The sequence below is a fragment of the Curtobacterium sp. MCLR17_031 genome, assembly GCF_003234775.2.
Taxonomy (GTDB): Bacteria; Actinomycetota; Actinomycetes; order Actinomycetales; family Microbacteriaceae; genus Curtobacterium; species Curtobacterium flaccumfaciens.
Genome location: NZ_CP126270.1, coordinates 1,930,876 through 1,951,652 on the forward strand (window position 1 = coordinate 1,930,876; position 20,777 = coordinate 1,951,652).

Annotated in this window: 18 protein-coding genes and 1 pseudogene; 8 read left to right on the forward strand and 11 right to left on the reverse strand. The window is 73.7% G+C overall.

Features of this window, described 5'->3' with window-relative positions; translation table 11 throughout:
- Nucleotides 1-23 precede the first annotated feature (23 nt).
- The 6 genes from DEI96_RS09245 to DEI96_RS09270 all read right to left on the reverse strand — a co-directional run bounded on the left by DEI96_RS09245 (nt 24) and on the right by DEI96_RS09270 (nt 6,121).
- Nucleotides 24-1,457, reverse strand: a complete 1,434-nt coding sequence (locus DEI96_RS09245) for a PfkB family carbohydrate kinase (RefSeq protein ID WP_258372765.1) — start codon at nt 1,455-1,457, stop codon at nt 24-26.
- Nucleotides 1,454-2,077, reverse strand: coding sequence for a D-sedoheptulose-7-phosphate isomerase (locus tag DEI96_RS09250; RefSeq protein ID WP_111022892.1), 624 nt, complete (start codon nt 2,075-2,077; stop codon nt 1,454-1,456). The genes DEI96_RS09245 and DEI96_RS09250 overlap by 4 nt, the downstream gene beginning before the upstream one ends.
- Nucleotides 2,074-3,402, reverse strand: coding sequence for a glycosyltransferase (locus DEI96_RS09255; RefSeq protein ID WP_111022893.1), 1,329 nt, complete (start codon nt 3,400-3,402; stop codon nt 2,074-2,076). Before DEI96_RS09255 ends, DEI96_RS09250 begins: the two co-directional genes overlap by 4 nt.
- A complete protein-coding gene (locus DEI96_RS09260) occupies nt 3,399-4,400 on the reverse strand; it encodes a glycosyltransferase (protein ID WP_111022894.1) in 1,002 nt (333 codons plus the stop codon). The genes DEI96_RS09255 and DEI96_RS09260 overlap by 4 nt, the downstream gene beginning before the upstream one ends.
- 87 nt (nt 4,401-4,487) lie before the next feature.
- The gene (locus tag DEI96_RS09265) at nt 4,488-5,567 is read right to left on the reverse strand and encodes a glycosyltransferase family 9 protein (RefSeq protein WP_111022895.1); all 1,080 of its coding nucleotides are present in this window, start codon (nt 5,565-5,567) and stop codon (nt 4,488-4,490) included.
- Nucleotides 5,564-6,121 carry a D-glycero-alpha-D-manno-heptose-1,7-bisphosphate 7-phosphatase gene (locus DEI96_RS09270; RefSeq protein WP_111022896.1) on the reverse strand — a complete coding sequence of 186 codons (558 nt, stop codon included), beginning with the start codon at nt 6,119-6,121 and terminating at the stop codon, nt 5,564-5,566. Before DEI96_RS09270 ends, DEI96_RS09265 begins: the two co-directional genes overlap by 4 nt.
- A gap of 101 nt (nt 6,122-6,222) precedes the next feature.
- On the opposite strand from DEI96_RS09270, the gene DEI96_RS09275 reads away from it, so the two are divergent.
- The 3 genes and pseudogenes from DEI96_RS09275 (at nt 6,223) to DEI96_RS09285 (ending at nt 8,755) form a co-directional block, all read left to right on the forward strand.
- On the forward strand, nt 6,223-7,206 hold the full coding sequence (locus tag DEI96_RS09275; RefSeq protein WP_111022897.1) for a glycosyltransferase family 9 protein: 984 nt from the start codon (nt 6,223-6,225) through the stop codon (nt 7,204-7,206).
- 50 nt (nt 7,207-7,256) lie between these two features.
- Nucleotides 7,257-7,424: pseudogene (locus tag DEI96_RS09280) on the forward strand (PRC-barrel domain-containing protein); the annotation flags it as partial.
- Nucleotides 7,425-7,774: 350 nt separating this feature from the next.
- Nucleotides 7,775-8,755: an SGNH/GDSL hydrolase family protein gene (locus DEI96_RS09285; protein WP_139196714.1), complete on the forward strand. Its 981-nt coding sequence runs from the start codon at nt 7,775-7,777 to the stop codon at nt 8,753-8,755.
- Here DEI96_RS09285 and DEI96_RS09290 read toward each other — a convergent pair.
- Nucleotides 8,712-9,581 (reverse strand): universal stress protein, encoded by an 870-nt coding sequence (locus DEI96_RS09290; RefSeq protein WP_111024387.1) that lies wholly within the window; start codon nt 9,579-9,581, stop codon nt 8,712-8,714. The genes DEI96_RS09285 and DEI96_RS09290 overlap by 44 nt on opposite strands.
- 176 nt (nt 9,582-9,757) lie before the next feature.
- Here DEI96_RS09290 and DEI96_RS09295 point away from each other — a divergent pair, with 176 nt between their 5' ends.
- Nucleotides 9,758-10,222, forward strand: coding sequence for an NUDIX hydrolase (locus DEI96_RS09295; protein ID WP_111024388.1), 465 nt, complete (start codon nt 9,758-9,760; stop codon nt 10,220-10,222).
- A 208-nt stretch (nt 10,223-10,430) separates the two neighbouring features.
- Nucleotides 10,431-12,512 carry an MSCRAMM family protein gene (locus DEI96_RS09300; RefSeq protein ID WP_111024389.1) on the forward strand — a complete coding sequence of 694 codons (2,082 nt, stop codon included), beginning with the start codon at nt 10,431-10,433 and terminating at the stop codon, nt 12,510-12,512.
- A 645-nt stretch (nt 12,513-13,157) separates the two neighbouring features.
- On the opposite strand, the gene DEI96_RS09305 is transcribed toward DEI96_RS09300, so the two are convergent.
- Nucleotides 13,158-14,519 carry an MFS transporter gene (locus DEI96_RS09305; RefSeq protein WP_111024390.1) on the reverse strand — a complete coding sequence of 454 codons (1,362 nt, stop codon included), beginning with the start codon at nt 14,517-14,519 and terminating at the stop codon, nt 13,158-13,160.
- A gap of 229 nt (nt 14,520-14,748) precedes the next feature.
- Nucleotides 14,749-15,354 (reverse strand): hypothetical protein, encoded by a 606-nt coding sequence (locus tag DEI96_RS09310; protein ID WP_146246946.1) that lies wholly within the window; start codon nt 15,352-15,354, stop codon nt 14,749-14,751.
- 402 nt (nt 15,355-15,756) lie between these two features.
- Between DEI96_RS09310 and DEI96_RS09315 the strand changes: the two genes are divergently transcribed.
- Entirely contained in the window at nt 15,757-15,972 is a 216-nt protein-coding gene (locus DEI96_RS09315) for a hypothetical protein (RefSeq protein WP_111024392.1), read from the forward strand.
- Here DEI96_RS09315 and DEI96_RS09320 read toward each other — a convergent pair.
- A complete protein-coding gene (locus tag DEI96_RS09320) occupies nt 15,969-16,706 on the reverse strand; it encodes a YidC/Oxa1 family membrane protein insertase (RefSeq protein WP_111024393.1) in 738 nt (245 codons plus the stop codon). The genes DEI96_RS09315 and DEI96_RS09320 overlap by 4 nt on opposite strands.
- 61 nt (nt 16,707-16,767) lie before the next feature.
- Nucleotides 16,768-17,061, reverse strand: coding sequence for a hypothetical protein (locus DEI96_RS09325; RefSeq protein ID WP_111024394.1), 294 nt, complete (start codon nt 17,059-17,061; stop codon nt 16,768-16,770).
- 66 nt (nt 17,062-17,127) lie between these two features.
- Here DEI96_RS09325 and ybaK point away from each other — a divergent pair, with 66 nt between their 5' ends.
- Nucleotides 17,128-17,613 carry a Cys-tRNA(Pro) deacylase gene (gene ybaK / locus DEI96_RS09330; RefSeq protein WP_111024395.1) on the forward strand — a complete coding sequence of 162 codons (486 nt, stop codon included), beginning with the start codon at nt 17,128-17,130 and terminating at the stop codon, nt 17,611-17,613.
- Nucleotides 17,614-17,709: 96 nt separating this feature from the next.
- Complete coding sequence (locus DEI96_RS09335; RefSeq protein ID WP_111024396.1) at nt 17,710-20,316, forward strand: ATP-dependent Clp protease ATP-binding subunit; 2,607 nt, start codon at nt 17,710-17,712, stop codon at nt 20,314-20,316.
- The last annotated feature ends 461 nt before the right edge of the window (nt 20,317-20,777 follow it).

A 20,777-nucleotide genomic window follows, 5' to 3' on the forward strand; every position in this document is an offset into this window, starting at 1 on the left:
GGTGTGTGACGGCGAGCGGACGCTCAGCCGACGCGTTCGATCGCGGCGGCGAGCCGGGTGGTCGAGCGGCCCGGGTGGAACGGCACGGTGACGACGCGGCCACCCCACTCGGCGAGGGTCACCGCCTCGGGCAGTTCGCTCGCGGTGTAGTCGCCGCCCTTCGCCCAGACGTCCGGTCGGAAGCGGCGCAGGGCCTCGTCGGGGGTGGACTCGTCGAACACCACGACGGCGTCGACGCAGTCGAGCGCCAGGAGCAGCTCGACCCGGTCGTCCTGGGTCATGATCGGCCGGTCCGGGCCCTTCAGCGCGCGGACGGACGAGTCCGAGTTGAGGCACACGACCAGGCAGTCGCCGAGTGCACGGGCGGCCGACAGGGTGCGGGCGTGCCCGGCGTGCAGCAGGTCGAAGCAGCCTCCGGTCGCGACGACGGTGCCGCCGGCGCTCCGGACGTCGTGCACCAGGCGCATGGCGTCCCGGTCGGCCCCGGGCACGGCGAGCGGCGCGGGGCCGTCGTCGGCGAAGAGCGCGGTGACGCCGCCGGCGGCCAGGTACTCGGACGCGGCGACCACGCCAGCGGAGACGGCCTCGGGGACGTCCGCGCCGGACGCCAGTGCGACGGCGACACCCGCGGCGAGCCGGTCGCCGGCACCGCAGGGGTCCCCGGCGCTGACGGACGGAGCCGGCACGAAGCGGCTGTCGCCCTGGGCGTCGGCGAGCAGTGCGCCGCGGTCACCCATCGTCACGGCGACGGCGCCGGCCTGCCACTGCTCGACGAGCCGGGCGGCTGCAACGGTCGCGAAGGGCACGCCGTGTCCCTCGACGTCCGTGAAGCGTCGTGCCTCGGCCGCGTTCGGGGTGGCGACGGTGGTGCCGGGGACGGGGGCGGCGCCCTTGGGGTGCGGGTCCCAGACCACCGGCAGGCGCTCGGCCGCACGGGTGAGGGCCTCACGGAGGGCCGGAGCAGCGGCGACCCCGCGGCCGTAGTCGGCGACGACGATCGCGTCGACGCCGTCGAGGGCGGCGGTCATCGCCTCGGTGGCACCGGGCACGGGCGGGGTCGCGCAGCCCTCGTCGATCCGGACGAGGGCGTGGTCGACGACGCGCACGCGGGTCTTCACGGGGGTGGGGACGCCGGAGGGTCCGGCGACGATCGTGACCTCGGGGAGCAGGTCACGGATCTCCTGGGCACGGCCGTCGTCGCTCAGGACGGTGACCAGGGTGACGTCGTGGCCGTCGCGGGCGAGCATCGTCGCGACGAGTCCGGCGCCACCGGCACGGCGGTCATCGGTGGCGACGTCCACCACGGGGACGGGGGCGTCGGGGCTCAGGCGCTCGCTCGTGCCGGACACGTCGACGTCGAGCAGGGTGTCCCCGACGACGGCAATGCGGAAGCGCGGAGCGGCGGCACGGCCACCGGCAGCGCCGGAACGCGGTGCGACGACAGCGGGGCCGCTCATCGACGGCCCCCGCGACGCAGCGTCGGCTCCATCGCCTTGCAGAGCGCGTGCACCAGGACGAGCTGCGCCTCCTGCACGTTGGCGGACGGCCCCTCGATGCATATCGCGTCGTCGACCAGGTCGGCGAGCGGGTTCGGTCCGGACCCGGTCAGCGCGAGGGAGCGGGCACCCACTGCACGTGCGGCCTCGGCGGCCCGCAGCAGGTTCGGGCTCTTGCCGCTCGTCGACAGCAGCACGAGGACGTCGCCGGCCCGGGCGTGCGCCGACACCTGCCGCGCGAACACCTGGTCGTAGCCGTAGTCGTTCCCGATGGCGGTCACAGCAGAGGTCTCGGCGTGCAGCGAGATGGCCGAGTACGCCGGTCGGTCGCCCTCGAAGCGGCCGGTGAGCTCGGACGTCAGGTGCTGCGCCTCGGCAGCGGAGCCGCCGTTGCCCGCGGCGAGCAGCCGACGCCCGGCGACGAGCCGCCCGGCGATGTCGTCCGCCCACTCGGCGATGTGGTCCTTGTGGTCGACGAGGGAGGCGATCACGGGGACCGACGCCGCGACGTGGTCGACGACGACGCGGGCGCTGTCGGTGACGGCGCGGTCCTCGAGCCCGGTCTGCTGGTCGATGGTCATCGTGCGGTCCTCTCCGTCGACTGCGCGGCGCGGGTGACCCGGCCGGCGTGGGTGGTGCGCGAGCGGCCGGCGGCGGGCCCGGTGGTGCTGGCGGACGAGGTCGTGCCGGCGAGCAGGCGCTCGTAGACGCGCTCGCTGTCGGCCGCGACCTTCTGCCAGGTGTAGCGGGACTCGGCGCGCTGTCGACCGGCTCGGCCGTACGCCTCGCGGCGCTCCGGGTCGTCGAGCAGTGCGCCGACGGCCTCGGCGACCGCGGTCTCGTCGCGCGGCGGCACGTGCAGGCCGGTGGCGTCCTCGACGACGGTGTCGATGAGCCCGCCGACGCTCGACGCGACCACCGGGCGGCCGCAGGCCATCGCCTCGAGCGGCACGATGCCGAACGGCTCGTACCAGGGGGCGCAGACGACGACGTCGGCGCTGCGGTAGACGGCGGGCATGTCGTGCTGCCCGAGCTGCCCGCGGAACGTCACGTGGTCGCGCACGCCGAGCGACCGGGCGAGTGCGTCGAGGCGCTGGTACTCGGGGTCGTCCACCAGGTCGGCACCGGCGACACCGGCACCGCCCACGACGACGAGTTCGACGTCACGGCCCTGTTCGACGAGCGCGGCGAGAGCGGCGATGGTCGTCCCGACGCCCTTCCGCTGCACGAGCCGTGACGCGGTGAGCACCCGGAGCGGACGGTCGCGCTGTTCGACGGGGCCGTCCGGACGGAAGAGCGACACGTCGACCCCGCACGGCACCACGGAGATGCGGTGCAGCGGGACGCCGAGTGCCTTGAGCTCGAACGCCTCGTCCGAGCACGTCGCGACGACCTGGTCGACGCTCCGGCCGACGGCGGGTTCGACCCACTCGCGCTCGGCCGGGCTGGTGTCCGCGGCACCCTGGTGCCGGCGCTTCACGACACCCAGGGCGTGGAAGGTCTGCACGACCGGGATCCGCACCCCGCCGGTCCGGGCCTGCACCTGCGTCACCGCGTCGAGGGCGGCGTGGCCGGACATCCAGAAGTGCGCGTGCACCACGTCGGGGCGGTCGAGGAACCACTCGGCGGCGAGCACCGACGCGAACGTCCCCATGAACGGGAACAGCTCGTCCTTCGGCACGGCACGCGCGGGACCGGCGTCGACGTGCACGACGTCCACACCGGGGCGCAGGGGCACGCGGACCGGCTGCGACGCGTCGTCGCGCCGCGTGTAGACGGTCACGTGGTGGCCGCGGTCGGCCAGTGCACCGGACAGTTCGGCGACGTGGACGTTCTGCCCACCGGCGTCGACCCCGCCGAGCACGGCGAGCGGACTCGCGTGCTCGGACACCATGGCGATCTTCATCGCAGGCTCCCTTCGAGCGCGGCTCCCGCCGCACGGTTCCGTCGCGCACCGCGCGCGACGGCGTCGTCGAGCAGGTCGTCCCAGTCGGCCAGGAACCGACCGAGCGCGTGCCGTGCGAGCACGGCCTCACGCGCCACGAGCCCCCGTCGACGCGCCTCGTCCGGGTCCTCCAGCAGCAGCCTGGAGGCCCGCACCAGCTCCTCGACGTCGGTCGCGATCGCCCCGGCCTCACCCGGGACCGTGCGGGCCGCGTCCGTCGTCGCGAGCACCAGGACCGGCATGGCCATGTGCATCGACTCGATGAGCGACAGGCCGAGCGAGGTCCAGCGGTTCGGGTGCACGTAGGCCCGCCGTTCGGCCAGCGCCGCGTGCATGGGGTCGGCCTTCACGTCTCCCCGCGCGACCACGCGGTCGCCGAAGCCGAGCTCCGGCAGCCGTTCGGTGCCGATGCCCCAGACGTCGACGGGGGCGACCTCGGCGAAGCGGGGGAGCAGGTCGGTGCCGACGACACGGTTGCGCCGGACGGGTTCGTTGATCACGACGCCGAGGCGCTCGAGCGCACCCGTGTACAGCGGGCCGGGGTCGACGACGCCGTGCTCGACGACGGTGGTCCGGGTGGTGCCGCAGTCCCACATCAGGGCGTTCCAGTGCGTCACGTGCGCGATCGTCAGGTCGTCGCGGTCGCGCATCGGGTGCAGGCTGTTCGGCACGTCGACCCGCGGGGCGTTGTGCTCCACGAAGACGATCGGGACGTCACGGCCACCGAGCAGACGACGGGCTTCCTCGAGCTCCTCGGTGCGCTGCAGGACGACCACGTCGACCTCGGCCTCGGCGATGTCGGCCGGGTCGATCTCGATCGCGGAGTCCGGCCAGGCGCGCCCGCCGCGGCCGAGTCCCCAGGCGTCGCGCGCCGGGGTGGTCGGGATGAGGTACTCGTGCTGGCCGCGGACGAAGGCGTCCATCCAGCCGCCGTGCACGTGCCACACGAGGATCCGCATGCAGGGCCTTCCGGTCGGTGTCGATGAGGCTGCTCCCCACCGCCGCCGGAGCAGCAGGAGAAGGAGCAGGAGAAGCAGTGGCGCACGCTACGCAGCGCCTTCTGGGCCGCCCCGCAGACTTCTCGGATCAGTCCGCGAAACGCGGTCGAGGAGCCGTTCGTGGGCCTCCAGGACGTCCGCGATGCGCACTCCGGACAGGCACGGGTGGCCGGGGACCGGGCACTCGCGAGCGCGGCTGAGCCGGCACGGTGCGGCCTGGTCGCCGAGCAGTTCGACGAGCGGGGCGTACGGCGCCCACTTCGCGGCGGGGACGACCGGCGAGAACAGACTCACGATGGGCGCCCCGACGGCCGCGGCGAGGTGGGCCGGACCGGTGTTCCCGACGACGACGACCTCGGCGCCGGCGAGGACGGCCGCGAGTTCGGCGGGGCTGGTGCGGCCGCCGAGGTCGATGCCGGTGTCCCCCGCCACGGCGGCGGTCAGCGCGCGTTCGCCGGGGGAGCCGGTGACGACGACGGGGACGCCGCGCTCGGCGTAGGCGGCGACGAGCGCACGGTGGTGGGACTCCGGCCACGACCGTGCCGGGACGCTGGCTCCGGGGTGGACGACCACGTAGCGGTCGAGCCCGGCCACGGGCGGGGGCAGGACGGCGTCGTGGCGCACCGCGAGCCTCCCGTCGTCGTCCGGCGGCAGCCGGAACCCGGCCGCCTCGGCGATCCGCAGCGCGCGCTCGGGCTCGGGGAGGTCCTCGGGCAGGTCCTCGCCGGGGCGCAGCCGCACGTCGAGCAGCGACCCGGGGTGGTCGACCGAGGCCCCGGAGACCCGGGGGACCCCGGCCAGGCGCAGGAGCAGCGCGAGGGGCAGGGGCGACTGGTGGAACGACGTCAGGACGACGGCCTCGTCGGGCTGTTCTTCGGCGACCAGCGCGCGGAACTCGGCGAGCAGGGCGTCGTCGATCGGGCGTGCGGTCTCGGTGACCCACGGTGCCGCCCACACCCGCACCCGGTCGATGCCGGGCAGCAGGTCGGCGGCCGGCGCCCCCTGCGGTCCGCACAGCATCGTCACGTGCGCGGCACCGGCGGCGACCGCGCGCACCGCGGGTCCGGCGACCAGGACGTCGCCGAACGAGTCGAGCCGGGCGACGAGGACGCGCCGACCGGCGCTCACGACCGGTCCGCCACGCTGCCGACGTGCTCGAGCACCAGGGTGACGGCCTCGTCCAGGTCCGCGGCGACGGTGTCGGCCTCGTCGATCTCCTGAGCGCGGGTGCGCGGGGTGGGCACGAGGATCCCCTGCGCGCCGGCGTTCCGCGCGGCCTGGACGTCGGCGCCGATGTCACCGACGACGACGATCGACTCCGGCGGGATGCCGAGCCGCTCGGCGGCGTCGAGGACCATCCCGGGCCGGGGCTTCCGGCAGGCGCAGTCGTCACCGGCGTCGTGCGGGCAGACGCACCACACGTCGAACGGGCCGACGAGCTCGTCGACCCGGGCGTTGGTGGCGTCGACCTGTTCGCGCGTGGCCATGCCCTTCGCGATCACCGACTGGTTCGTGACGACGCCGAGCTGCAACCCGGCGGCACGCGCCCGGTCGACGGCGCGGCGGGCACCGGGGACGGGGACGACCAGGTGCGGGTCGGCGTTGTACGGGACGTCCACCACGAGGGTGTCGTCGCGGTCGAGGAGCAGGCCGCGGATGACGCGGTCCGGTGCGAGGGACATGCTCCGTGACTACCGGTCGACGGCCGGGGACCGCCCCAGGAAGAGCCGCGGAGCGCGGGGCCCGGCAGGACCGTCAGCGTGTCAGGTCTACCGTCGCGGCGGTGACCGCCCTCGAGAACCTGCCCGACCCCGACGGACGCCCGGAACTGCTCGTCCTCCGTGCCATCAAGCTCGGCGATCTGCTCGTCGCCGTCCCCGCACTGCACGCGCTCCGCCGCGCGTTCCCCGACCACCGCATCACCCTGGCCACCACGGCATGGCTGGCGCCGGTCGTCGAACTCGTGCCGGCGGTGGACGTCCACCTGGCCCAGCACGGTCTCGACCACCCGATCGCGGTGCCGCACGGTGCCGTCGACATCGCCGTCAACCTGCACGGCGCCGGCCCGGAGTCCTCGGACCTCGTCGCCGCGCTCGCCCCGCGCCGGGTCATCGGCCACGCCGACCCGACCCACGACTACCAGGGACCGGAGTGGCCGGACGACGTGCACGAGCGCGACCGCTGGGCGGACCTGCTCACGTGGCACGGCATCCCCGCGGACGCGACCGAGGTCCACATCGACCGCCCCGCCGAACCGACGGTGGTCGCCGACGCGGCCGTCGTGCACGTGGGTGCCTTCCACGGTGCGCGGCACTGGCCGACGGACCGCTTCGCCGACGTGGTGCGCGGACTGCGTGCGCGCGGTGCCGACGTGGTCCTGACAGGAGGCTCGGACGACGTCGTGCGCGCCCGTGCCGTCGCCGACGCGGCCGGCCTGGCGCCGGAGGCGGTCCTGGCCGGCACCCTGGACCTGCAGGCCTTCGCCGCGGTGATCGCCGCGGCGCGGCTCGTCGTCACGGTGGACACCGGCGCTGCGCACCTGGCGTCCGCGTACGGGGTGCCGTCGGTCGTGCTGTTCGGCCCGGCCCCGCCCGAGGCGTGGGGCCCGCCGTCGACCGGTCCGCACATCGTGCTCACCGACGCCTCGGTCCGCCGCGGCGACGTCTTCGCCGAGGACCCGGACCCGGCGATCCTGGCCGTGACCGCGGACGACGTGCTCGGCGCGGTGGACCGGCTCCGGGTGACCGCTCAGGCGGCCGGGCGGTAGCGTCGACCGAGAGCCACCCGGACCTGCCGGATGCTCGGAGGGAGTCCTTCGTGTTCGAAGCCGCGAACATCCGTGACTGGATCGGTCTGCCGGTCGTCGACGAGGCCGACGACAAGGTCGGCACGCTCGAGAGCATCTACTACGACACCGCCACGTCCGAGCCGGCGTTCGGTGCCCTGACCACCGGCATGGTCGGGTTCCAGAAGCTCGTCTTCGTCCCGCTGTTCGGCGCCACCGTCGCCCCGAAGCACCTGCGCGTGACGTTCCCGAAGAAGCTCGTCAAGGACGCCCCGTCGATCTCGACCGATGGCGAACTCGACGCCGCGACCGAGCCCGAGCTGTTCCAGCACTACGGGCTGGAGTACCGCACCGGCAGCGGTGGCGAACGCCGACTCGACGCCGCTGAGCCCGTCCCGCCCCACCCGACCGACCCCACCCGACCGACCGATCCGCCGCACCCGCCCGGAGGCCGCAACTGCTCCGCACCGCCCGTACGACGCTGCTCGCCGCCCTGGCGGCGGTCGCCGTCGTCGGGCTGGTGGTGGCCGGGGTCGCGGCACCGGGGCCGGTGGAACCCGCGTCGGCCGCGCCGATGTGGCCCGTCCCGCAGCCCTACCCGGTGCCGGACGACCCCACCGAATCGCTCGCCGACCTCCCGCCCGGCAGCGAGTACGTCGCCCTCGGTGACTCGTACTCCGCCGGCTACGGCCTCGGCGACCGGACCCGGCTGCCCACGAGCGCGTGCGTGCAGTCGGCCCGTGACTACCCGCACCGGCTCGCGGCGCGGTTCGGCCTCGACCTGACCGACGTCACGTGCGCGGGCGCCACCAGCGAGGACGTCACGACCGGACACCAGTTCACGGGCGTCCCACCCCAGATCGAGTCGCTGTCGTCGCGCACCCGGCTCGTGACCCTGACGATCGGCGGCAACGACGCGGACCTGTTCGGCACCGCCGCGTCGTGCCTGGCGATCTCGGCCGACGGCCCGGTGTTCTCCGGACGCGACGCGCCGTCGTGCGAGAGCACGCTCGTGCAGGACGGTGAGGACCAGCTCAGCGTGAAGATCCAGTCGCGGGTCGCGCTCGGGATCGCCGACACCCTCGCAGCGGTGCAACGGGCCGCACCGAACGCCGTCGTCGTGTTCCTCGGGTACCCGGCGATCTTCCCGGACGCCGAGCACACCCCGGCGAAGGGCTGCTTCCGCTCGGCGCTCGACCTCGGCACGCTCGCGGGGTCGTTCCCCTCGGACACCTTCCCGTTCACCGACGACGACGTGGCGTACCTCCACGGCGTGCAGGAGGAGCTCGACGCGGTGTCCGCGTCCGCCGCCGACGCCGCCGGGGTGCGGTTCGTCGACGTCCTCGAACGCACCGAGGCCCACTCGGCCTGCGCCCCGGCGGACGAACGCTACGTCGCCGGCGTCAGCCTGACCGGCTCGAGCGACCTGCGACGGATCGACCTCAAGGCCGGCGCCCTGCACCCGAACGGCCGCGGTGTCGCGTACCTCACCGACCAGATGGCCGACGCGATCCGGGAACTCGCCGGCTGACCCGTCCGGACCCCGCGCTGTCCGTGTGGGCCGCCGGAGGGACGACGCACACCGGAGCCGCCGTCTCACGGACGACGTCGTGGAGCAGTGCGCCGGACAGCACCCGCACGTGCCCCCGTCCGAGCACCACGAGCGACGCCCGACGGGTGCGCGATGCGATGGCGTGCCCCGGGTGTCCCTCGACGAGCAGCGGCCGGATCCGCACCGCCGGGAACCGCGCGGTCAGGTCCGCGGTGACCCGCTGCAGCAGTTCGGCGTTCCGGGCACGCCACCGCAGCGGGTCCTCGGCGAAGTCGGTGAGCCCGGTCCGGGTCAGCACGGGCATCTCCCACGCCCGGAGCAGCGTCAGTCGTCGGTGCAGCCGGACGGCCTCGGCCACGGCGATCGAGACGGCCCGTTCGTCGATGGGTTCCTCGACGGCCAGCACCACGTCGCCGCCGATCGGGTGCGGGCCCTCGGGGACGATCACGGTCGGCACGGCCGCACGGACCGCGACGCGCGCCGGGTCGCCGCCGGCCGTCGAACCCCGTCGGTTCCGGAAGGTCCCGATCACCAGGAGGTCGCCGCCGTCCGACTCCTCGACCAGGGCGGTGGCGAAGGGCCCCGCGTGCCGGTGCACCTCGACGGTCACTCCGGGCAGAGCGGCGCGCGCGGCCTCGGCCAGGCGGTCGGCGACCGGTCCGGGGCCCTCGATCGCCGGGTCGGCTCCGATGATCCGGATCCGCTCGATCCCGCTGTCAGCGCGGGCGGCGATCCACCGCAGCGCCTCGTCGTGGGGCATCGCGGCGTCCGCGGCCAGCGTCACCGTCGTCCATCGTTCGTCCATCCCGATCGGCCTCCTCCATCGCAGGTCCTCCGGGGGCGTCACACGGCGCTCCGTGCGCCACACGGTACTCCCGGCGCGGACGTGGGGAACCGGCGGTGGAACCGGGCACGTCGGGTGGTGCGCGGCGCGTGTGTGGTGATCCGGGCCTCCCGACAGGGTCTGCGTAGTCTCGGGGCGTGGTCGTGAGCGCCGGACTGTTGCTGCACCGGACCGGTCCGTCCGGGCCCGAGGTCTTCCTCGCGCACATGGGCGGGCCGTTCTGGCGGAACCGGCCGCGTGGCTGGTCGATCCCGAAGGGGCTGGTCGAGGCGGGCGAGGAGCCGCTCGGCACCGCGCTGCGCGAGTTCGCCGAGGAGATCGGCGTGCCCGCACCGGTGACCGCCGCCGACCTGACCGACCTGGGGGAGTTCCGGCAGGCGTCGGGCAAGCGGGTGCGGGTCTTCGCGGCACGGGCGTCGGAGTTCTCGGTCGACATCGTGCGGAGCAACACCGTGCGGCTCGAGCTGCCGCGTGGGTCGGGGCGGTTCGTCGAGGTGCCCGAGGTGGACGACGCACGGTGGGTCGGCCTCGACGAGGCGCGGGAGCTGGTGGTGGCCGGCCAGGTCGCTGCGCTCGACGCCCTCGTGGCGCTGGGTTCCTGACGCACCGCTCGTGTTCGTCGAGGGGTCACGAACTGTCGTCCGGCGGCCCTCCAGCCGACACTTCTCGGCCACCCGGTGACCGGCACGCGGCAGGTCGTGACCACTCGGCGGGACCTTCTTGCTCGTGTCGTGCCCCGGACACGAGCCGCGCCCGCTGGATAGTCTGAGGGGGTGTCGGGTTCTCCGGCGCCACAGCAGGGGAGTACGCATGCGGCGCTGGCGCGCGGTCACGGCAGGGCTGATGGCCCTGGCACTCGGAGCAGGACTCGCGATCGGCGGCGCGACCAGCGCGTCGGCGGAGCCGGTCGGCAACTGGGGGACCTTCACCCTCGGCGGAGCGAGCCGGGCTTACACCGGCACGATGACGCTCGCCGGGTTTCCCGAGACGACCTTCACGTCGGACTCCCGGCAGTCGACCGTCGTCAGCGGGGCATCGACCTGGCAGTCGGTGTCGACCCCGTCGGGCGCGGTCTACGGGACGAGCCGCGGCCAGACCTACATGAACCAGCGGCCGAACGTCGACTCGCCCACGACCGGCGCATCGACGACCACCTACACGTTCGCCGAGCCGACGCCGGGCGCCGAGAGCTGGTCGTTCGTGCTCGGCGACGTCGACGCCGACCGGGCGACCATCTCGGCCACCGTCTCCGGGGGCGGCGCCGCGACCGCGGAGCAGCTCGGATACGTGCGCTCCTACAACTCGTGCTCGGCCGCCGTCGCCGGAGGGCCATCGTGCACCGCTGACCCCGACGGCACGACCGGGCAGGACCGGCCCACCTGGGACCCGGCCACCCGGACCCTCACGGGCAACACCGGCGCGGTCGACACCGCCGGCGCGACGGCCTGGTTCACGCCGACCGTGTCGCTCACCAGCCTGACGATCACGTACCAGCAGCGCAGCGGGTTCCCCGTCTACCAGACCTGGTTCGCCAACCGCACGGCCGCGATCACCGGTATCGCGACCCTCGACGGCGCCCCCATCCCCGGCGCGATCGTCCGCGTCACCGCTCCGCGCGGCACCGTGTACACGACGACGACCAACCCCGACGGCACCTACGCGTTCCCGCAGCTGCCGGTCATCGCGAACTACCGCGTCGAGATCACCCCGCCGGACGGTGCCGAGGGCCCCGTCCAGCCCACGAGGGTCTCCCTTGCCCAGGCAGGCTCACCGGGCGGCGTGGACCAGCAGGCCGACTTCGCGTTCACGTCGCCGGAGGACACCGTGTCGGTCATCGGCACCGTGGTCGACGAGGACGGCCGACCGGTCTCGAACCTCGAGGTCGTCATCACCGACCCGGACTCCGGGGACGTCCTCGTCGACACCACGACGAACAGCGACGGCGTCTACACCGGCTCGGACCTGCCGGCGGACACCGACCTCGACGTGTCCGTCGCCGACGAGCCACCCGTGACCATCACGACCGGCGACGTCGACGCGGCGCCCGCGGTCCCCGACGAGATCGATGTACCGGCTGCCTTCGTCGCGACGGTCGCGGGTGTGGTCTCGCTCGACGGTGCACCCGTGCCCGCCGGCACGGTGGTCGAGCTCATCGACGGCACAGGCGCCGTGGTCGCATCGACGGAGACCGATGCCGACGGTCGCTACGTCTTCGCCACTGCGGCGGGCACGTACACCGTCCGGACCGAACGACCCGAGCCGGGGGCGACCGGGGCGACCTCGAACACCGGTGTGACGGCCGTCGCCGGCGAGCGTGCTGCGTCCGGCCTGCCGTTCGCCTCCGCCGCCGCAGCCACCGAGGTCACGACCGACCAACCGGGCACGGTCGTCGACACGAACGGCGAACCCGTTCCGGACGTCGAGGTCGTCGCGACTCCGACGGACCCGTCGTCCGGCGATCCCGTGTCGGTCGTCACGGACGACGACGGTGCGTTCGACCTGACCGGCCTGGAGCCCACGACCGAGTACGTCGTCTCGGTCGACGTCGAGGGGGCCGAGACGGCGACCGTCGTCACCCCGGAGTCCGGGGCCGCGACGCCGCTGGCGTTCGTGGTGCGGGCCGCGGCGGGTCCGGCTCCCGCGCCGTCGCCGTCACCGTCGCCGAGTGGCTCTCCTTCGGCGGCTCCGACCGGCCCCGCTGCCGGCTCTGGCTCTGGCTCCGCGCCGGTCTCGGGCCAGGGCGACGCGGGGGACGGTGGGCCGCTGGCGTACACGGGCGCGGACCTCGGCCCGGGGCTCATCGCCGCCGGGGTGCTCGTGCTGCTCGGTGCGGCGCTGCTGACCTACCGCGCGGTGCGCAACCGCCGCCGCACGGACCACCTGCAGGACTGACCGCCCGGCGGGCGCGACCGCGGTCGCGGCGGCCGCGGTCGCACAACACGCCGCCCGCGTCCGCCGAGGGGTCACGAACCGTCGCCCGCCGAGCCGCCAGACGACAGTTCGTGCGATCCCGACGACCCACCGACGGCATGTCGTGACCACTCGGCGCCAGACCTTCCGCCTCCGCCGCGGTCGTACAAAACGCCGCCCGCCTCCACCGCGGTCGCACAACACGCCGCCCGCGTCCGCCGAGGGGTCACGAACCGTCGCCCGCCGCCCCCGCAGACGACAGTTCGTGCGACCCCGACGACCCACCAACGGCACGTCGTGACCACTCGGGGCCCGGCCACCGCGCGCGTCCCCGCAGCCGCACGACACGCCCCCGTGTCCGCCGAGGGGTCAGAAACCGTCGCCCACCGACCCGCCAGACGACAGTTCGTGCGACCTCGACGCCGCGCCAACGGCATGTCGTGACCACTCGGCGCCAGGTCTTCCGCCTCCGCCGCGGTCGTACAACACGCCGCCCGCGTCCGCCGAGGGGCCACGAACCGACGCCCGCCGCCCCCGCAGACGACAGTTCGTGCCACCCCGATGCCACGCCAACGGCATGTCGTGACCACTCGGCGAACGCCCCCGCGAACGCGCCCGCGCCAGCCCCTAACGCGTCCGCGGCCGCCGCACCGAACCCGTGACGACGCCGATCGACCCCGTGACCGTCTGGATCGCCCGCCCGACGACCGGCACCGACGTGGTGACGACCGCGAGCGACGACGTGATCGCCTCGATGGACGAGGTCGACAGGTGCTCCTGCGTGTGCGAGTGCACCGGGAACCCACGGCGCGCCAGCACGACGACCCCGAGCGCCCCGACCAGCACCGCGGCACCGGCGAACGGCAGGTACTGCAGCCCGACGATCCCGAGGGCCTGCCCACCGAACGCCGCCCCACCGGCGATGCCGATGTTCGACGCCCCGTTGACCAGCGCGCCGGCGATGTCGGGGGAGACGCCTCCGGCACGGATCGCCGCGGCCATGAAGAGCGTGCCGGTCGTGCCGTTCGCGGCCATCCAGATGCCCGCGACGACCATCGTCCCGATCAGGGAGCCGTGCACGAACGGCATCGTCGCGAAGGCCACGGCCATCACGGCGACCGAGGCGATCAGCGTCTGCCGGGGCGCACGGTCGACGAACATGCCGGCGAGCCAGAGCCCGACGACACCGGTGCCACCGAGCACGAGCAGCGCTCCGCTGACCATGCCGGCGTCGAGCCCGGCGTCGATCGCGTACGGCCCGATGTAGGTGTAGACGACGTAGTGCCCGCCGAACAGGAGCATGTCGGCGATCACGACGGACAGCAGTCCGGTGCGCGCCCAGGCCTTCGGCGACCCGATGTGCGGCGACGAGGCACCGCGGACGGCGGGCAGGAACAGCAGGGCGACGACCGCGAGTGCCGCTGCGGCGACCCCGACGGAGAACACGGCCTGGCGCCAGCCGATGTGCTGCGCGACCCAGGTCGCGACGGGCACGCCGAGCACGAACCCGAGCGAGCTGCCCGAGTACACGAACGCGATCGCGCGCCCGGCCAGCCGCGGCGGCACGATCCTCGTGGCGTACGCCGAGGCGACCGAGAAGAACAGCGCGTGTGCGATGCCGCCGACGACCCGTCCGGCGCAGACGACGGCGAAGGACGGTGCGAGCGCGACCATCAGGTTCGACACGGTGTAGCCGACGAGCGTGGCGACGAGCACGGTCTTGCGGGGCAGCTTCGCGGTGAACGCGGTGAGCGGCAGCGCGAGGATCGCGACGGCCGCGGCGTACACGGTGATGACGATGCCCATGGTGGCCTCGGTCACGCCGAGGTCGGCGCTCATCGTGCCGAGCAGCCCGACGGGCATGAGCTCGGTGGTGATGGCGAAGAACGTGGCCAGTCCGAGCACGGCGATGCCGACGATGGACTGACTGGTGACGGTGATCGGCCGCGTGTGGGTCGTCACGGCCGAGGTGGTGGTGTTGGTGGACACGCTGCTGACCTCCTCCGAGGCACGGTGGAGCGCGCGACGATGCCGATCGTTCTGACGGCGGTGACCGGGAGGGTCTGCGGGGCGCGCTCGCTGGCGGATGTGGATGATGTGGGTACGACTCCACGACGAGTGCGCTCATCCAGTGTTGCACGATGGAACGACTCTCGCGAGGGCATCCAGCAAATACATCGGAGCGCTCCAACGAAACACTCAGGTACTGGTCGCCCGCTCAGTACTCGTTCGTCACCCGGCCCTGGACCCCGCCGCCCCGTAGCTCGATCGTCAACGTGCCGCTCCTGGACTGCGCCGACATCGACACCGACCCGTGCAGCGCCGCCTGCCGCGGGAAGCACGCCGTCGACGACTCGATGCGGTCCGCCGTCGCCACCAGGCAGATCGTCGACCGGTCGGTCCCGATGCCGGCCCAGACGTTCCAGGGGGTCTCGGCGGTCCCGCCGTCGAGCGCCCGGTTCGTGAAGACCAGTCGCGTCGTGTGCAGGCTCACCGGCGCAGCGACCGGCCCCGGCAGCTGGTCGGCGTACGTCTGCGGGACGTCGAGCAGCTGTTCGAGCGTCACCGTCCCCGCCGTCGGCGTGACGCTCGGCGCCGCGGCGACGTCGGGCTGCGCGGTCCCGACGAGCGTCCCGGCGGCGAACGCGATGCCCACCGCGGCAGCCGCGCCGCCCGCGATCCAGGCACGTGGTCGCTCCGTCCACAGCCACCGCCGCCACCGCGATCGCTCGGTCGGCTCGGCCTGGAGGCCCGGCTCGTCCCCGCCGTCGCCCCGCGCGTCGTCGACGTGGTCGCCCCCACCGCCGTCGGTCGCCTCCGACACGTCGGCTCCAGCAGGCACGGCAGCCCCGCCGGCGGGCGAGGACACGGGACCGGGCGCGCGCGCCTGCGTGGGCACGGACGCGTGCCCTGGCCCCGACCGCGTCGCGGACGGGACGGACGTCCGGACCGGACCCGGGCCTCCCGGCAGGGGATCCCGCGCCGTCGACCCCGCACGCACGCGGGGTCGTCGTCCGCGTTCCAGGTCCTGCAGCGCGATCCGGGCGCGCGCCGCGTCCGCCGGGCTCGATCCTGCTCCCCAGGCGACGGCTTCGAGCCGTGCCCGTTCCGCTGCCACGTCGTCGTGGGCCATGCGCACTCCCGCTCTGCCGGTCGCGTGGACAGGTCCATCGTGGCACCGCACAGCCGTGCGCGCGCACCCAGAACGAGGGAGTAGGCGTGGTGCATGAGCACCGACCCCATGCCGCAGCACGACGCCGACGCCGAGACCCTCGAACCGCTGAGCCACGGCACCCAGTCCGGCGAGGCCGACTACGTCGCGACCAGCCCCGGCGGTGCCGGCACGGAACGTCACGTGCCGACCGCCGACGAGGAGCAGGGCCGCGGTACCGAGTACGACCCGGTCGACCAGGGACCGCAGCAGGAGGGCCAGGGCGGCTAGCGGACCACCCGGCGCAGCACGGCGCGTTCGCCGTAGGTCCAGGCCGCACTCGTCACCACGTAGAGCGCGGCGGCCAGCGGTGCGATCGCCGCGAACACGACCGTGACGAACGGCACGTACCGGCCCACAGCGGCGGTGGCGGCGGCTCCGGGGACGCCCGGTTCCGGTGCCGGCACCGGGTTCCAGTGGGCGTTCGACCGGCGGCTGAGCTCGACGACGACCGCGAGCACCGCCAGCAGGACCAGCACCACCCAGGCGTGCACCCACAGCGGCGACGTCAGGGTGACGACGAGCGAGTGGCCGAGCGGGACCCCGATGAGCGTCGCGTCGAGCGGGGCGTTCGCGGTGCCGCCGATCGAGGCGTGCGTGAACAGGGCGTAGACGAGCGACACGACGGGTGCCTGCGCCAGGACGGGCAGGCAGCCGGCCAGCGGCGAGACCTTCTCGTCGGTGTACAGCTGCTGCATCGCCCGCTGCAGGCGCTGGGCGTCGCGGCCGTACCGCTTCCGCAGCGCAGCGAGCTGGGGTGCGAGGCGCCGACGGTCGCGCTCGGCCCGCACCTGCAGCACGGACAGCGGGACGAGCACCAGGCGGACGGCCAGGGTGAGGAGCACGACGGCGATCGCCGCGGCGAACGAGCCGGCGACTGGGGAGAGCGCCGCGGTGAGGGCGGCGACGAGGTCCGCGCCGCCGTGCAGCAGCGGGCCGACGAGGGGCAGGGTGGACAGGTCCATGACGGTTCCGATCGGTGGTGGGTCAGCGGGGTTCGCGAGCGGCCCGGCCACCGGTCGGTGGTCAGGCCGGGGTCGCGACCCCCGGTGCCCGTGAGCGGACGTGCCCGTCGGCGTCGGGGTGGCTCCACCCGATCCGGGTGACCAGGTCGGGCACCGCCGACCGATCCGACACGGAGGCCGATCCGATCCCGAGGACGGCTGCCAGCACCGCGACGAGCAGCCGGGCGACGACGACGGTCACGGCGACCGCGGTCAGTCCGAGGGCTGCCACGGCCAGCAGGGGCAGCACCCCGGCGGCCGGGTCGCCGAGCACCAGCGCGGCGGTGGCGCGGAGCAGCAGCAGGACGGCGGTCATGGTCCGTTCAGCGTAACGCCCGCGTGCCGTCGAGGACCGGAAGGTGCGGCGGGGGAGGATCACGGCATGACCGCAGGTTCGCCGAGCACCCCAGCGACCGTCGCGCTCGAGGCGGCCGGGGTCCCGTACACGCCGCACGTGTACGAGCACCACGAGAGCGCCACCAACTTCGGAGAAGAGGCGGCCGCCGCCCTCGGGCTGCGCGAGGAGCAGGTCTTCAAGACCCTCGTCGTCTCCGTCGACGGCGTCCTCGCCGTCGCGATCGTGCCGGTGGCGAACCGGCTCGACCTCAAGGCGATCGCCGCCGCGGTCGGGGGCAAGAAGGCGACGCTGGCCGATCCCGCCCTCGCCGAGAAGCGCACGGGCTACGTGGTCGGCGGGATCAGCCCGGTCGGCCAGAAGACCCGGCTCCGCACCGTGCTCGACGAGTCGGCGCTGTCGTACGCGAGCATCTTCGTGTCCGGCGGACGTCGCGGCTTCGACGTCGAGGTGGCACCGACCGACCTCGCACGGATCACCGAGGCGGTCGCCGCACCCATCGCGCGGACCTGAGTCGAGTCGCCGCAAGTTTTTTCGGCACCCGGGAATGACCCGGGCCCTCCTGCGTTGCATTGAGTCGAAGGCACTCAAGTTCCCCAGGAGGTCCCTTTGCCAGAGACGTTCGGCCCGACCGGTAGCAACGACTCGTTCGACGAGTTCCTCGCCCGCCTGCTCGCGGCACAGCGCACCGGTGACCAGCAGCGCGTCCGCGCGTTCGGTCGACCGGTCGACATCACCCGGCTGCTCAGCCGCCGGACCCACGAGCTGCTCCAGCACACCGCCGAGTACGCGGTCGCGCAGGGGCAGCGCGAGATCGACGCACTGCACATCCTGCACGTGCTCGTCCGCACCGAACCGTTCGACGCCGTCGTGCGTTCCGCCGGGGTCGATCCCCAGCGACTCGCCGAGGAGATCGAGCAGCGCCTGCCGATGGCGCACGAGCCGCTCACCGAGCAGCCCGGCCGCCCGGCACTGACCGGCACCGCCCAGCGCATCCTCGTCGAGGCGACGCAGGCCGCGCGGGGCTTCGGCAGCACCTACACCGACCCCGAGCACGTCTTCTTCGCGCTCGTGATGGACCAGGAGACCGTGACCGGCCAGCTGCTCGCCAGCGCCGGGATCACCCCGCAGGTCATGCAGGACTACGCCCAGCAGGCCGCGGCAGCAGCACGAGAGGGGCGCCCCATGCCCGGAACGAACGACGCCGTCGGCACCGACCAGGCCACCGACAGCGACACCCCGACGCTCGACCAGTTCGGCACCGACCTCACCGAGCGCGCCCGTGACGGACACGTCGACCCGGTGATCGGCCGCGCCGACGAGATCGAGCAGACCGTCGAGATCCTGCTCCGCCGCACCAAGAACAACCCGGTGCTGATCGGTGAGCCCGGTGTCGGCAAGACCGCGATCGTCGAGGGCCTCGCCCAGCGCATCGTCGACGGTGACGTCCCCGCCCTGCTGCAGGGCAAGCGGGTCGTCGCGCTCGACCTGCCCGGCATGCTCTCCGGCACCCGCTACCGCGGCGACTTCGAGGAGCGCCTCACCACGGCGATGGACGAGATCGCGGCGCACGCCGACGAGCTCATCGTCTTCGTCGACGAGCTCCACACCGTCGTCGGCGCCGGTGGCGGCGGCGAGGGCGGCTCGATGGACGCCGGCAACATCCTCAAGCCCCGGCTCGCCCGCGGCGACCTGCACCTGGTCGGCGCGACGACGCTCAACGAGTACCGCCGGATCGAGAAGGACGCCGCGCTCGAGCGCCGGTTCCAGCCCGTCACGGTGGGGGAGCCGAACGTCGAGGACGCCGTCGCGATCCTGACCGGCCTCGCCCCGCGCTACGAGGAGCACCACGGCGTCGCCTACACGCCCGAGGCACTCCGCGCCGCCGTCGAGCTCTCGCACCGCTACGTGACCGACCGACACCTGCCGGACAAGGCCATCGACCTCATCGACCAGGCCGGTGCACGCCGTCGCCTCGCCCTGTCGGGCGACGTCGACGTCGAGGCACTGCGTGCCCAGGTCGCCGACCTGACGGCCCGCAAGGACCGCGCGGTCGCCGAGGAGCACTACGAGGAAGCGTCCGACCTGCGTGACGAGATCGTCGGACTGGAGGCCCGGATCACCGCCGCCTCGTCGGCCGACGCGACCCGCGCCTCCCGTCCGGAACCCGCGGACACGTCGATCACGGAAGCCGACATCGCCGCGGTGGTGTCCCGCGCCACCGGGATCCCGGTGACCCGCCTCGGCTCGGCCGACAAGACGCGGCTCGCCGCGCTCGAGTCCGAGCTGCACGACCGCGTCGTCGGCCAGGACGACGCCGTACGGGCGATCGCCAAGGCGGTGCGGCGCAGCCGGACCGGCATGGGCGACCCGCGTCGTCCGGTGGGCAGCTTCCTGTTCCTCGGCCCGACGGGCGTCGGCAAGACCGAACTCGCGAAGGCCCTGGCGTCGTCGCTGTTCGGTGACGAGTCCGCCATGCTCCGCTTCGACATGAGCGAGTTCGGCGAACGCCACACTGTGTCCCGCCTGGTCGGTGCCCCTCCCGGGTACGTCGGCTACGACGAGGCCGGCCAGCTCACCGAGCGTGTCCGTCGCAACCCGTACTCGGTGATCCTGCTCGACGAGGTCGAGAAGGCCCACCCGGACGTCTTCAACCTGCTGCTGCAGGTGCTCGACGACGGTCGCCTCACCGACGGGCAGGGGCGGACGGTCGACTTCCGGAACACCGTCGTCATCATGACGTCGAACATCGGCTCGGAGTTCCTGGCCTCCCGCTCGGGCGCACTCGGGTTCTCCCCGGTCGGCGCGACGGACGGCTACGCCGAAGACGACCTGCGGGCCCGCGTGATGGGCAAGCTGCGCGAGGCGATGCGGCCCGAGTTCATCAACCGCATCGACGAGATCGTGCTGTTCCGCAAGCTCGACCGGTCCCAGATCGCGTCGATCGTGTCGCTGCTGCTGCAGGACACGGCGCTCCGGCTGGTCGCACAGGACATGCTCCTGTCGGTGTCCGACGCCGCGGTCGACTGGCTCGCCGAGCACGGGTACGAGCCGGAGTACGGCGCCCGCCCGCTCCGTCGGCTCATCCAGCGCGAGGTCGACGACCGCATCGCGACCCTCGTGGTCGAGGGTGGGGTCGCCGCGGGTGACACCGTGCGGATCGACGTCGAGGGCGATTCCCTGACGGCGAGCGTCGCGGAGCACGCGGCGGTCTAGTCCGGTCGCACACGCACACGAAGGCCCGGTACCGATTCGGCACCGGGCCTTCGGCGTGCGCGGACCGCCGCCGTGTTCGGGAATGCAATTCCGGAGGTTTTCCGGAAAAGGGGTTGCGCTCCGAATTGCGGTGCCGATAGTGTTCACTCGTCGCGAACGGTCGAACATTCGACCCGGACGACTCCGCCAGCTCGAGACCGAAAGGGGGCCGACCATGATGATCTCCGCAACCACTCCGTTCCGTGGAATCCGTGGACGCGTCGGTACCCCGTTCCGCGTCCGCTGACCCGGAGCGTCCCACTCTCCTGACACCTGTGCCTCCGGGCACCGTGCACTGAGCCGATCAGGCTCGTGCAGCACCGGTTCGTTCGTCTGCTGAACGGCTCGTCGACTCGTCGATGCGTGCCGTCCGATCTGCGCGGACGACGCCGGAACAATGTCGGTGGACAGTGCGACGCTCT